This window comes from Streptomyces sp. NPDC001750, from assembly GCF_042892615.1.
GTDB lineage: Bacteria > Actinomycetota > Actinomycetes > Streptomycetales > Streptomycetaceae > Streptomyces.
In genome coordinates, this window is the sequence record NZ_JBIAUE010000025.1 from 1 (window position 1) to 12,589 (window position 12,589).

Genomic DNA, 12,589 nt, shown 5'->3' on the forward strand with positions numbered 1-12,589 from the left:
TCCAGTACCGCCCGGACCTGGTCGACGGATGCCTCGCCAGCACCGACCTGATTATGGACGACTGACCGACATCACGAATTCAAGTTCAGTAGCGAGTCAGATTACTCGTCCGTTGGCAATGATGATCTGTTCCGCACAGAAACGCATCAAGGGAACTTCGCGCGCCAGTTCCTCATCATTAGTGAAGGGGAAGTACTTTGGGCGCGCTCCGTCCTTTGCGTGTACCAGTGAGTTTCTTGTCCTGTAGATTCGCTTGGCGAGACTGGCCAGGACCTCTCTGGTGTCACTTCCGCGTAGATCCACAGTGTTCGCGTCAGAGAATGATGCGGTCGTGGATTTGTAATGCTGGATTATGGTCGAATCGTACTTGTCCAGGTCGCTCGCCAGTCTGTTCAGTTCTACGAAGTTCTTGAGGGTGAGGGTGAGGGCCTTCTGTTCGTCCACTCCCCCCTCATCCCGATTCTTCTGCTGTGCTCTATTCACTAGTTTGATTACGCTACTGACGTCACCTCGCCGCTTGAGTGAGAATGAAGGGTCAGCGATCTTCGATCGTACCTGCTCGATCAGATCATCGCTGTAGACCTTCTCGAAAAAGTGCTCGGCTACGTGATAGAACGAAAGATAGGCCAACAAGGGGCTCTCGGCGGAGACGGCCAACTGGTAGTGATGCACCAGGTCGGACTTGTATGTCATCCGAGGTGCATCGATTTCGCCGTCCTTGACGCGTCGAACGCGTTCGATACGGCTCGCGCGAGAGATGGAATCGATTCCAGAAGCGAGTAGGAAAGAGTTGTCGTAGTTGTAGGAGAGAGTGAACAGGAATGACTCGCACAGCGATCTGTAGTCGGCCTGTTCGCGAGGTGATTCGATGCGTATGGTTAGGCTCGGGAAAAGGTTGGAAATTGCCTCCTCAAGAGATACTTCGTTGCTTCTGCTCGCGCTAGCCGAGATGCGTGTGCGGAGGCGTATCCTGTCGCGTATGCGTCTGAAGGCGGGGTTTCGGTGCCAGTTCGAAGGTTCCGCCTCCCGAATTCTGTGGAGGATGTATAGCACATAGGCGAGTGACGGATCCCCCATGGAGAAGGTTAGTGCATTTTCGTCTTCAGATTCCACCATGAATCCATCACGGAATATGCGGCTGGCGAGATAGTTGCCTGCCCTGCCATTATCGAGGATCATCACCTCGCATCCTTCTTTCCAGGTCAGGAAAGCCCCATCGTCGCTAACGGCGGAATTGATCCTCTCGATGGCTGCCGATATCTCGTCCGTCTTGATGCGATTGAATTCTACGCCATCGCGAAGAGGTATCGGGCGTTCGAGGAGGATCCAGTCGCCCTCTATTGAGAACTCCCCAAAGAGAGCCCCTATTACCTTGAGGCATTCATCGGTGGTGATCGCCATATGCTTCCTCCCCAGCCATCTGTGACGCGTAGCATACGGTGAATTGAGGAGCGGGGAGGTGGATTTGTACCTCCAGAAGCCCGAGGGGAGGCGTGTTCTTCGAAGCAGCCGAGGGTGACGTCACCCGACAGGGGGAGGGGCGGCACGGGCTGGCGATACGCGAGCCGTGGCATCCCTCGCCAGAGGGTGGACATGATCCACGCGGTCGTCGGTACGGCCGCCGTCATGTCTGAGGCCAGCATCGCCGGCATCCGCGATGCGAGAGCTTGGCCCACTCGTCAGCGAACGCGAGGAGCCGCGAGCGGAACGTGCCCGTTATTATCTGACTACGCTCTGTGGATCGAGGCCGGGTTTCGCGAAGGTTCGGCGGTACTGTCCTTGCGTGGCAAATCTCGCGCTGTTCAGCACCGACGACCTCTCCCTTCCCGAGTCTCTGCAGGAGGCCGTGGAGCACGGTGAGGTGTTCACGCGTGCCTGGGTGGTCGAGCTCATCCTGGACCTTCTCGGTTACACGACAGACAAGGACCTCTGTGATCTGAGGCTCGTGGAGCCGGCCTGCGGTGGCGGCGCGTTCTTGACCGTGATCGCGTCCCGAATCAGTGCGTCATGTCGGGCGCACCAGCGGCCCATCTCGGATGCGGTCGACGCGGTCCGCGCCTTCGACCTGCTGGGCCGCAACGTAGAGCAGAGCCGGACGCTGGTTGCGGAGACGCTGCAAGAAGAGGGCTGGGGACCGAAGGACGCGAGGGAGGTTGCCGCGGCGTGGGTGAAGCGGGGTGACTACCTCTTGCAGTCGGACGCCGATCATCGCGCCGACTACGTCGTCGGTAACCCTCCGTATATCCGGCTCGAAGACGTTCCCGATGACCGGATGGCCGCTTACCGCCGTGCCTGCTCCACGATGGGTGGCCGAGCCGACATCTACATCGGCTTCTACGAGGTGGCCTTGCGTAGCCTCAACCGAGGCGGCCAGCTGGGCTTCATCTGCGCCGATCGTTGGATGCGGAACCAGTACGGACGGCGGCTCAGGGAGCTGGTGACCAAGCACTTCAGCATGGACCTCGCCCTTGTGATGCACGAGGTTGACGCCTTCGACGATCAGGTTTCGGCCTATCCCGCGATCACCCTCATCTCGAACAAGCTCCAGGGCCCAGCGGTCGCCGCGGACGCGAACCGGGCCTTCGGGGCGGAGCAGGCGCGGGCCTTCGCCGGCTGGTACCTGGAGGGCGAGCTGTCCACGGTCGCCACGGCTTCCCACCAAGCCGCTCGCATGCCGCATTGGTTCCCGGAGGAGGATTCGTGGCCGGCCGCTTCGCCGGCCAGGCTCGCGGTTCTTGAGGATCTCACTGAGCGGTTCCGGCTCCTGGAGGACACCGAGACGGGAACGAAGGTCGGGATCGGTATCGCCACTGGCGCGGACAAGGTCTTCCTCTCCAAGGAAGAGGATCTGGTCGAAGACGACCGGCTGCTCCCCATGGCCATGGTCCGCGACACCACCAGCGGCACCATCGACTGGGACGGCACACACCTGGTCAATCCCTGGACGGCCAGCGGCGACCTGGTCGACCTCGACGCGTATCCGCGTCTCGCCTCCTACTTCGAGAAGCACGGCGAGGCCCTGCGCAAGCGCTACGTCGCGGTCAAGCAGCCGCAGCGCTGGTACAAGACCATCGACAAGGTCGACCACCAGCTCACCCGCCGTCAGAAGCTGCTGTTTCCAGACATGAAGCTGAGGATCCACCCGGTCCTCGACGAAGGCGGCCTGTACCCTCACCACAACCTGTACTTCATCGTCTCGGACGTTTGGGACATGCGCGTACTCGGTGGCCTGCTGCTGTCCAAGGTCGCGGAAGCGTTCGTGGAGGCGTACGCGGTCAAGATGCGCGGGGGAACCCTCCGTTTCCAAGCCCAGTACCTCCGGAAGATCCGGGTCCCGGATCCGGCGACGATCGGCGAGGGCGACCAGGCCGCTCTCGCCGAAGCCTTCGACAAGCGGGATAGGGAGGCCGCCACCGAGGCCGCTTTGCGTGTCTACGGGCTCGCCGAGCTGCCTGACTAGGAGGAGCGGATCTTGACGGTCACCCGCCAAGACTTCGAGGACGCCGTCGCGGCGTTTTGGGGTGCCAAGCAGCTGCAGAACGAGCAGTCCGCGATCCGGGATGCGGTAGGGGCCGGCACTGCTGGCTCCGTACGAGGCGGCAAGCACTTCGACGTCATCGCGACACTCTTGGCGAAGTTCTTCCTGGAGGCTGGCTTCCCGCCTGAGAGCATTCGGGTCGCCTCGGGCCTGGAGCTGCCTGGTTACTACCGACCGCAGAAGCAGTGGGATGTCGTGGTCGTCCACAAGGACGTGCTCGTAGCGGCGTTCGAGCTGAAGTCACTGGGCGGTCCGTCGTACGGAAACAACTACAACAACAGGGTCGAAGAGGCGCTGGGCAGCGCCGTAGACCTGCGTCGAGCGGCCCTCGCCGAGCTGTACCCGAAGGAGAGGCCCTGGTTGGGCTACTTCTTCATGATGCAGGATGGGGAGAAGTCCCGGAAGCCGGTCAGAACTGCCAAGGGTGCTCTGCCTGTTGACGGCATCTGGCATGACACCTCGTATCAGGATCGGTTCGGCATCTTTTGCGAGCGGCTTATGGCCGAGCAGCTCTACGACGCCGCGTGCTACGTCACGTCATCGGCCGAGAATCCGAAGCCGATCGAACTGGTAGAGAGCCTCGACTGGCGCCATTTCTCGGCAGCGATAAACGCTCGCCTCACGTACCTGAAGGACCTCGGCATCCCTGGATAAGTGCGGCACCTAGGGACGTTGGTGAGGCGCGGCCGTCGGGTACGAATCTGAGGCATGGCGATAGATGACGACAGGCGATCAGCCGTACGCCTCGCCAGCCAGGCCCACGAAGTCGGTCGCGCGTTCGGGCGAGTTCTCTGGCGCGAGGCGCTGCAATGGCTCAGCGGTGGGAGGCTGGGGCGGTCTCACGGCTGGCTGGACGTTCCCCAACTGGATTCACCGTGGCAGGACACCACCTCGCCCGAACGAATGGGCTGGCGCCAGCGAGCGGCCAATCTGCAGGGCGAGTTTGCGTTCGCGGTCGACTGCCGGATCTGTCACCGCTGTCGCATTGGCTGGGTTGAGCAGCCCTACACCCTGCCGCAGTACCAGCGGTGCGGGCTCGGGATTGCCGGCCTGGCCGTGTTGCGTGCCGAGCACCCCGGTCTGTCCTGGCACACCCTCGGCGGCCGCCTCACCGAATCGAGGGGGTTCTGGGCCGCGGTCGGCCTTGATGTACCCGGTGGCTACCAGCAGCGCTCGCTCTGCCCGCACATCGACGCAGACGGGTGAACAAGCGTTCCAACCAGGGTTCGGCTGAGGGAATCGTCGTCCTCGACCACCGCTCATACCGGGCCGCCCCCGCTTCCTGAGCGCCATGCCGAGTACAACAGCCCCAGTGCTGTAGCCAGCCCAACGATTTGATCGGGTTGCACATCAAGCGCGATCAATACGAGCGCGGTGATCAGGATGGAGACGAACGCGAGCAGGTCAGGGATGCGGTGCTGGGGCATGATTCCTTCCAGGCCAGGTTGCAGCATAAGCAGGGCTCGGCCAAGGAGCGCGATGCCCCGAGACCACGCCAGCTCCGGTGGATCACCAGCATGCGCCCGTCGCAGGCGATTTCCTCCTTTGATCTTTTGTGCAAGGCGATCAAATGGCATAGTGGCTGGATCAATGAGGGGCGGGGGTCGTGGGGTCGGAGAATCCGAGGCGGAAGGGGCGGCACTGGGCAGCAGTCGATGACCTTGATCCTGAACTTGCCACCCTGATCAACCTTCTACGTGGCCTGACTAGTCAGGCGGACGGCGGACTGCGAGGACTGAGTGCACGTCTGAAGCCCGAGCACCTCGATGGCCTCACCCCGCCGAGCTATAGCACCTTGTCCCTGCGTCTCCGCGGCGAGAACCTGCTGAACGATCCAAAGCTGATCTACGCGATCATCAAGGTGTGCGCCCAACCAGAGCAGGTGGAGCCGTTGAAGAGGGAGGCGGCACGCCTCCTCGAAGGTGCACGATCGCGTTCGGCCGAGCAAAGACACGTGCAGTCCGCCGCCATCGTCGAACCGTCGACGCAGGATGGGGCGCTGACGGCCGCCTTGAAGCAGACCGTTGAGCTGCAGAGGGAACTGGCGGAGGCAAACCGTACGGTGGCAGAGCTTCAGCGCACTCTTGCTTGGGCTCATGGGCTCTTGGCTGGATCACTAGCGAATCCGCAGGCGTCAGACATGCTCGCCCCGCTCCCGAAGATGAGGGAAAGGGCGATCGTTGCTGAGCAGCTGGTAGCAACAGGCGATGATTCGAGGCAGCCGGAACCCGAGAGTAACCCGGGCCGTGGACACGACCGAGACCCTGGAGAGACAAGCCCCGCCGTCCGCCAGCGAGCCGAGGAACTGGCGATCCAACTCACGGGGCCGCAGAAAGAGTCGGACGCCGACGTGTCCGATGTCGGCTCTGTCTTCGCTGCTCTCCGGGGTCTTGACCCTGACGGCTCCCAGGTCGCCACAGCACTTCGACAAGCGATCGATACCGTACTCGCCGGCCCCAGCACGGGCCGGTACAGCTGGCACCAGCTGACCAAGGCTGAACGCCTTCACCTGGGGACTCAAGCCGAGATCTCGGTGTCAGATGCCTTGAACCTGCGGCAGGGGCCGGGCGAAGGGTATGTAGTCGCTGGCAGGAACATCAACTTCAGGTTCGCGCGCGACCATACTTGGCTGATCCCGCCGGGAAGTGTCGGTGAGCTGTTCCTCCTCGTGGCAGCCAACGATGACAGGTCCACCTGGAGCGCAGGCGTAGTCCGTGCCGATCGCCATCTTCTCTCGCGAGGCGGCAATAGGGATGGCAAGCAGGCCCTGTCCGCCGAAGGCAGGGAGGCGGTCCAGTGGTTGTTCCGGGACGCCCCTCTGCCTGAGAACACACTTCTGCACCTTCCAGAGCAGATCGTGACGTCTGTGCTGTCTCACCGCTCGGGCCAGTTGCGCATTGACGAGCTGTTTCGCGCGGTCCAGCGTCAGCCGATCAGCCTCAACGCCATTGCAACGGTGAGCATGCAGAGAGACTTCATGAAGCGAGTCCGCCAGTCACGGCAGACCTTGAGGCGTGAGGGGACGGTAATCCTGGGCAGCTACCGGCTTCACGCAGACCTGGCGCAGCAGCTGGGCCTGCCGACGCTTGGCCACGGCGAATTGATGAGTGCTCGGCTGGCACGCCTTACCCACCACCACGGCGATGCCCCCAGGGTCGAGCTCGATGGCGATCTGTGGACCCTCGCCACAGAGTCCGACGAGATCGTGCCGGCACCCCACATTCCGACGCACTGACATCTTTCGGTCTTCCAGCGGCAGACGTATCGGCTGGACAAGTCCTAGCTGCAGCTCGGTGCGGTGAGCATCCGCAGGCACACGCCGTATCGGTGCTCATCCGGGCCGTGCAGGGATTGGCTTATGGCGTGGATGTCATCTACTCCTTCAGCATCGCCTTCACCACCTTGACGCGCCCCTCAATCGCTGCGCGAAGGACACTCGCTGTTGCGGTTGCCAGGGGCTCCAGGTAAGTGATGTCACCGTCGGCACGCTTTGTGGTGATGAACCAGCCGGCATCGTAGACGCGCTCTCCGATGAAGCGCCGGATCATCTCCTGGTATCGCTGGTTGTAGGAAAGCCCCTGGAAGGCGGCATCGGTCGGGAACATGGCCCGCGTGGTCCTACCTTCCTTCTCCGTCTCGGGGGTCTCCTGCAGGATGAACACGTAACCGAGCCACGGAGGTACCTGCCCGAACGGGCTCTGCTCGTTCTTCCGCTGTGCGGCGTCGATGTCGGTGGCGCTACCCAGCGCCTCCTCGAATCGATTGTTGAAGTTCTTCCCGACGCTACCCACCTGGGACTTGAACTCGAATGCGGCGACCAACACGCCGTTGTACTTCACGACCAGGTCCCACTGCTTGCGGACACGGTAGTAGCCAGGCAGGTAGGGCTGTCCGGTCTTGATGCACTCTTCGGGGATCCCGCAGTCGATGAAGATGCTCTTCACCAGGGCTTCGAGGGGCTTCATGTGCCCGTTACCCCTGGCCGCCCCACCCGACTTCCCCTCGTCATCCAGCTTGCCCTCCTGGCTGTCCCGCCGGAACCAGAAGTCCTCGACTGCGTGCTGGATGTCCTGGGTCTCCACGTTGCATCTCCCGCTCGTAGGAAAGGGGCGGGGTACTCCCCGGCCGATGCCAGTCTGCGTGATGGGTCTGACATCCCGTCTGGTAGGGCTGCTGCTGTGTGAGCGGTGCATGAGCGCACTGGGTGGCACAAGGTGGATCGGGCGGCACGTGGGTTCAGGGACCTAGGTTCCTGACCTGAGGAAACGGCATCCTGCTGCATTCTCTGGCACCACCCGGGATGATCTTGTGGGGCCTCGGCATTCCTGGGTAAGTGCGGCGCCTGAGGACGTTGGCGACGCGCGGCCGGCGCCAACGTCGCACCGTCCCGAGTCGACCGCACAGGGACAATCGCCACCGCCAGCGCCCTGCGTCACTACCTCGCCGACGGACAGCAAGTGCCCCTTGATGGCTGCTAGCCCCTCAATCTGGGGCTGCTTGTCAGTGACCGCAGCTACGCTCCCGAGGGCATAGGCAACTGGGGAGGGTCACATGGCGACGGAGCGGAAGTGCCCTGAATGCAAGGTGCGGGGCAGCGCTAACCGCAACGGGAAGCCCGGAAGATGTGCTGCGTGCATCGATAGCCGCTACACGCACACCGGCTGGGAACCTCGCGAGCCCTACGTCTCCCCAGAGCACATGCGCTTGTGCGTTTGTGTCGAGTGCGAGCGCCCCGATGAGGTCGCCTATGCCGAAATCCGTGACAAAGACAGGCGATACTGCGACTGGTGTGCCAGCCGTCAGGTGTACGAACACGGCCTCGTGGCGGAGCCGTCACGGTGGGACATCACGCGGGAGCAGGCTGCCCAGATCGTCCTCGGGGACGACTTTCTGGCGCGAGGACCGGATGGCGTAGTACTCGCTGCTACGGATCTCGCCCGGCAGATGGAACACGTCTGGTCACTTGTGGACGTTGAGTGCGCTGTGTGCGCAACCGTCACCCAATGGAGCGCGTCGAGAGACCTCAGTAACGCTCAGGTGGCAGGTCGCAGCCGATGCTGGCACTGCAACTCCCTGCCCTTGGCGCCCTGGCAGAACGACTTCTTTCAGCAGCATGGGCTGGTGCGTGAGCACGACGGGTATGCTCCGCACGGTCAACGAGTCGCCGCCCACTGCGAAGCTTGTGGGTTCAAGCGCAGCATCTCGATCTCCGAACTCAAGAGCGGTGTTGCCCCTTGCCTCAACTGCGCCGAAGCCACTGACCCCGATGCCGTTCACATCGTCTACCTGATCCACTTCCCCAGGCTCCGTGCATACAAAGTCGGCTTGACCAGCACCGAAGTCCGAAACGACAGGATCGCCTCTCACACGGCACATGGCGGCAGGCCGATTGAGCAGCACGAGGTACCGAATAGGGAAGCTGCACGGACAGTGGAGGACGCCGTGCTCCGCGCCGTCCGGGACTATCCCAGCGGCTGCACAGAACGGGACTTCCCGCAAGGCGGCTACACGGAGACCTGGAGTGATGATGCGCCCGGTATCGATATTGGTCAGGTCATTGCCGAGCTAGCACGGGACGAAGCGCCGGGCTTCGATCGGCTGAGAAAGCTCCGGGCCTACTTCGAGAATGATCCACCAACCATTGAGGAGCTGGTTGCGTTTCGGCACGTCGAGACTGAAGAGGTAGATGGAGCCGCGATCCATCACGTGGGCCTTAGCGAGCCTCTGGAGCAGGTGTACCGCAAGATCCAGGCACGCCGGAAGGCTGTGTCTGCTGATCGCGGCGAACTTGCGTGAGCGATGCGTGAGCGGACGGGCTGGCATCAGGGGGGAACAGGCGTCACGGTGATCACATCCGTAAGTCTCTGACCAGGGAAAATGGGATTCGGCGGCACCGCCTGGCACCACTCGGGATGATCTTGTGGGCCCTCGTAATGCGTAGGTCTCGGGTTCGAATCCCGAAGGCGGCTCAGAGAAACCCCAGATCAGATGCTCTCTGATCTGGGGTTTTCTGTTGCTCGGAGTTCCTGGGAAGACCCCGTGCCCCCGAGGGCCAGCGGGTCCTGGATCTGTGTGATGCGGCCCTCCCGGATGGCGAAGCCCATGACGGAGACCGGTACGCAGTCCTGGTGGATCAGGGCGGCCGGGGTGCCGTTGACGAGGGCGGGGGTGTTGGCGAGGGCGGCGGTCACGGTTCAGGTCTCCTGAACGGCGCCCTCGGCCTCGGCGACCGACGCTGTGCGCGATGTGCATGGCGATGTTCACGGCCTCACTCGATCCGACAGCGTGAACGTCGCACTGCCCTCGATGCGGGACGAACTGCTCATGAGTTCCGCCGAGTTGGAATGGGTGCTCGCCGCGTACTCACCGAGCCCGGCCGCCGCCATTTCGGTGGTCGGCGCGTTCGTGTCCCGCCGTGACCCATGTGGCCATGCGTGATGTGCCCTCCGGTGTCTCCGGGGCGGCTTCCGGGGTGCTGAACGCGGCCCGGCAGAACCGGCCGTCGACCGGGCCGGGGCCGGGCGGACCCGGTCCCGGTCCCGGCCCCGCATACAGGTCGGGCCGGTCGTTGGACCTGTTGGCCGGGCGGTCGGTCGCCTCGGGCGGTGTCAGTCGGTGGCGTCGGCCGTGGCAATCGTGGCGGGTGTGGTGGCGGCCGGCGTCGGGCGGCGCAGGACGAGGCGGTGGGAGAGCTCGGAGAGCAGGAGGGCGAGGACCGCCAGGGCCGCCGCGATGAAGCCCAGCGAGCCCGATCCGCCCACGCTGATGCCGAGTCCGCCGAGCGCGCCGGCCAATGCGATCGCGAGGTAGAGGATCGACGAGTGGAGGGAGACCAGGACCGCGGCGAGGCTCGGGTTCAGGCCGATCAGGCGGTGCTGCTGCGGTGCGCTCATGCTGAAGGCGGTGACCGCGAAGATGCCGATGAAGACGAGCGAGGCGGCGTACGTGCCGTTGACCAGGGGCAGCGCGAGCAGGCAGACGGCGACCCAGACGAGGCAGATCGCCATGACGCCCCGGCCGCCGATCCGGTCGGTCAGCACCCCGGCCGCGTAGCTGCCGAAGATCGCCACGGTTCCGAGCGTCAGCATCAGCAGGGCAACCTTGTTGCCGGAGCCGCCGGTCGCGTCCGTGAAGATCTCGGCGATGTACGTGTACAGGATGTAGACCGAGGTGAACGCCACCAGCGTGGTGCCCAGGGTGGTCACGACGCGGGAGTCGGCGAGCGGCGCGAAGCGCCTGCGCAGGGGCTCGGCGGGAGGGCCGACGATGCCGCGCGGCACCAGGCTCAGCAGGCCGACGATGCCGACGACGGCGAGGGCCGCCACGAACCACATCGTCGCCCGCCAGCCGAACCGGCTGCCGAACGCGGTGCCGATGGGCGCGCCGAACGCGGTCGCGGCCGTGAAGCCCGTGAGGACGATGGCGATCGCACGGCCGCGGCGCTCGGGCGGTACGAGGGCTGCGGCCGTCGCTGCGGCGACCGGCACGAACATGCCGGTGCCCGCGGCCGCGACGGCCTGGGTCACCAGCAGCAGACCGAACGACGGCACCAGCGCCGAGCCGATGGTCCCCAGCATGTAGATCAGCGCCGCGCACAGCAGCGTCACGCGTCTCGACCAGGTCGTGGTGACGGTCGCGAGGACCGGCCCCAGCACCGCGCACGCCAGCGCGTACACGGTGACGACCTGGCCCGCCGTGGCGGCGGACACGTCGAGGGAGGACTCCAGGTGGGGCAGCATTCCGGCGAGCACGAATTCGTTCGTGGCGACCGCGAATACACCGAAGCCAAGCGTGGAGACGCTTCGCCAGGAAGTTTTCACCAATGGTGCGTCAATGGTGCTCTCCACCAGATTCTCCCTCTATTTCAAATCGGCCAACTCGTTTTTAGCCGCGTGCACTTGGATTGTCCCGGCCTCTTCCTTCGGGCGTCCAATATCCGCTGCATCTCGCTGATATAGTGCGCGACTATGGAGCTGAGGCAGCTGGAGTACTTCGTAGCCGTCGCCGAGGAGCTGAACTTCACCAGAGCGGCTGCCCGGCTGCACGTGGCCCAGCCGAGTGTCAGCAACCAGATCAGGCAGCTGGAAAGGGAGTTGAAGCAGGACCTCCTCGACCGGAGCCGACGCGCCGTCCGCCTCACCGAATTCGGTGAGGCCGTGCTGAAGCAGGCCCGCGCCGCGCTCGCCTCCGTGGACGTGCTGCATCAAATGGCCGATGACTACACGGGGTTGATCCGGGGCCACGTGTCGTTGGGGATGGTGACCTCGTCCGCGACCGCGTACGGTCTGCCTCAACTGCTCGCCGATTTCCATGCGGCGCATCCCGGTGTCGAGATGACCCTGGCCGAGGCGACCTCGGATCAATTGATCGATGCGCTTCGGCGGGGGCATTTCGACGCCGTCGCCATTTCACCGCCGACGCCCGTGCTCCCGGGTATCGAAACCCTCACGGTGGCAGATGAACGGCTGGTCGTCGCAGTGCGGCCAGGTCACCCTCTCGCGGCCCGTGCGTCGATTCGCCTCGCAGAACTGCGGGACGCGCCGATCATCACATTCCATCGAAGTGTCGGCGCCCGTGCCACGGTCGAGGAATCCTGTGCCGCCGCCGGATTTTCGCCGCGTATCGCATTCGAGGCGAGCGACCCCAATATGCTGGCGGAGCTCGCCATCAGCGGACTCGGCGTCGCCATCCTGCCGGAGCCGTTCGCGCTCGCCCGGCCGGCCGCGTTGCGCATGCTCACCGTCATGGATCCGCCGATGCGCGGGTACATCGTGTTCGCGTGGCGCGAGGGCGGGCCGTCCGGTTCCGCGGCGCGGGCCCTCGTGCGGCACCTCCGTCGCGCCATGGCGGCGCGACCGTCCTGACGGGGTGCCACCCTTCCGGCGTGCGCGTCCGGTCCGGCGTGCGCGTCCGTCCCGGTGGGTGTCTGCCGTGGTGCGCGTCCGCCCCGGTGTGTCCGCTCGTGTGTGTCTGCTCTGGTGTGCATGAGCTCTGGGAGTTGGGGCGTCGACGGGCGGCGGTCGCGCTGACCGGGCGCGGCGTGTCGGGTAC

At 64.2% G+C, this 12,589-nt stretch carries 12 protein-coding genes; 7 read left to right on the plus strand and 5 right to left on the minus strand.

From position 1 onward, the window contains the following. Positions 1 to 96 precede the first annotated feature (96 nt). Positions 97 to 1,401, minus strand: coding sequence for a hypothetical protein (locus ACFYY6_RS29955; RefSeq protein WP_389196551.1), 1,305 nt, complete (start codon positions 1,399 to 1,401; stop codon positions 97 to 99). A gap of 382 nt (positions 1,402 to 1,783) precedes the next feature. Between ACFYY6_RS29955 and ACFYY6_RS29960 the strand changes: the two genes are divergently transcribed. The 3 genes from ACFYY6_RS29960 to ACFYY6_RS29970 are packed head-to-tail and all read left to right on the plus strand — an operon-like array spanning position 1,784 to position 4,744. Continuing rightward, entirely contained in the window at positions 1,784 to 3,460 is a 1,677-nt protein-coding gene (locus ACFYY6_RS29960; protein ID WP_389196553.1) for an Eco57I restriction-modification methylase domain-containing protein, read from the plus strand. A gap of 12 nt (positions 3,461 to 3,472) precedes the next feature. Then, a complete protein-coding gene (locus tag ACFYY6_RS29965) occupies positions 3,473 to 4,192 on the plus strand; it encodes a PaeR7I family type II restriction endonuclease (RefSeq protein WP_389196555.1) in 720 nt (239 codons plus the stop codon). Between the two features lie 54 nt (positions 4,193 to 4,246). Further along, the gene (locus ACFYY6_RS29970) at positions 4,247 to 4,744 is read left to right on the plus strand and encodes a hypothetical protein (protein WP_389196557.1); all 498 of its coding nucleotides are present in this window, start codon (positions 4,247 to 4,249) and stop codon (positions 4,742 to 4,744) included. Positions 4,745 to 4,797: 53 nt separating this feature from the next. Here the strand turns inward: ACFYY6_RS29970 and ACFYY6_RS29975 are convergent, their stop codons facing one another. After that, the gene (locus ACFYY6_RS29975; RefSeq protein ID WP_389196559.1) at positions 4,798 to 4,965 is read right to left on the minus strand and encodes a hypothetical protein; all 168 of its coding nucleotides are present in this window, start codon (positions 4,963 to 4,965) and stop codon (positions 4,798 to 4,800) included. A 179-nt stretch (positions 4,966 to 5,144) separates the two neighbouring features. Here ACFYY6_RS29975 and ACFYY6_RS29980 point away from each other — a divergent pair, with 179 nt between their 5' ends. Beyond that, positions 5,145 to 6,773: a NaeI family type II restriction endonuclease gene (locus ACFYY6_RS29980; RefSeq protein ID WP_389196561.1), complete on the plus strand. Its 1,629-nt coding sequence runs from the start codon at positions 5,145 to 5,147 to the stop codon at positions 6,771 to 6,773. 139 nt (positions 6,774 to 6,912) lie between these two features. On the opposite strand, the gene ACFYY6_RS29985 is transcribed toward ACFYY6_RS29980, so the two are convergent. After that, on the minus strand, positions 6,913 to 7,620 hold the full coding sequence (locus tag ACFYY6_RS29985; protein ID WP_389196563.1) for a PaeR7I family type II restriction endonuclease: 708 nt from the start codon (positions 7,618 to 7,620) through the stop codon (positions 6,913 to 6,915). A 1,039-nt stretch (positions 7,621 to 8,659) separates the two neighbouring features. On the opposite strand from ACFYY6_RS29985, the gene ACFYY6_RS29990 reads away from it, so the two are divergent. After that, a complete protein-coding gene (locus ACFYY6_RS29990; RefSeq protein WP_389196565.1) occupies positions 8,660 to 9,334 on the plus strand; it encodes a hypothetical protein in 675 nt (224 codons plus the stop codon). A 188-nt stretch (positions 9,335 to 9,522) separates the two neighbouring features. On the opposite strand, the gene ACFYY6_RS29995 is transcribed toward ACFYY6_RS29990, so the two are convergent. Continuing rightward, on the minus strand, positions 9,523 to 9,729 hold the full coding sequence (locus ACFYY6_RS29995; protein WP_351630259.1) for a hypothetical protein: 207 nt from the start codon (positions 9,727 to 9,729) through the stop codon (positions 9,523 to 9,525). A 94-nt stretch (positions 9,730 to 9,823) separates the two neighbouring features. Here ACFYY6_RS29995 and ACFYY6_RS30000 point away from each other — a divergent pair, with 94 nt between their 5' ends. Beyond that, on the plus strand, positions 9,824 to 9,976 hold the full coding sequence (locus ACFYY6_RS30000) for a hypothetical protein (protein WP_388651426.1): 153 nt from the start codon (positions 9,824 to 9,826) through the stop codon (positions 9,974 to 9,976). Positions 9,977 to 10,146: 170 nt separating this feature from the next. On the opposite strand, the gene ACFYY6_RS30005 is transcribed toward ACFYY6_RS30000, so the two are convergent. Beyond that, the gene (locus ACFYY6_RS30005; RefSeq protein WP_351516945.1) at positions 10,147 to 11,385 is read right to left on the minus strand and encodes an MFS transporter; all 1,239 of its coding nucleotides are present in this window, start codon (positions 11,383 to 11,385) and stop codon (positions 10,147 to 10,149) included. 120 nt (positions 11,386 to 11,505) lie between these two features. Between ACFYY6_RS30005 and ACFYY6_RS30010 the strand changes: the two genes are divergently transcribed. Beyond that, positions 11,506 to 12,402 carry a LysR substrate-binding domain-containing protein gene (locus ACFYY6_RS30010; protein WP_351516946.1) on the plus strand — a complete coding sequence of 299 codons (897 nt, stop codon included), beginning with the start codon at positions 11,506 to 11,508 and terminating at the stop codon, positions 12,400 to 12,402. The last annotated feature ends 187 nt before the right edge of the window (positions 12,403 to 12,589 follow it).

What these genes read in the sequence shown, in the direction of transcription:
- ACFYY6_RS29955 (WP_389196551.1), bottom strand. Translation starts at nt 1,401, where the DNA reads ATGGCGATCACCACCGATGAATGCCTCAAGGTAATAGGGGCTCTCTTT.
- ACFYY6_RS29970 (WP_389196557.1), top strand. Translation starts at nt 4,247, where the DNA reads ATGGCGATAGATGACGACAGGCGATCAGCCGTACGCCTCGCCAGCCAG.
- ACFYY6_RS29975 (WP_389196559.1), bottom strand. Translation starts at nt 4,965, where the DNA reads ATGCCCCAGCACCGCATCCCTGACCTGCTCGCGTTCGTCTCCATCCTG.
- ACFYY6_RS30010 (WP_351516946.1), top strand. Translation starts at nt 11,506, where the DNA reads ATGGAGCTGAGGCAGCTGGAGTACTTCGTAGCCGTCGCCGAGGAGCTG.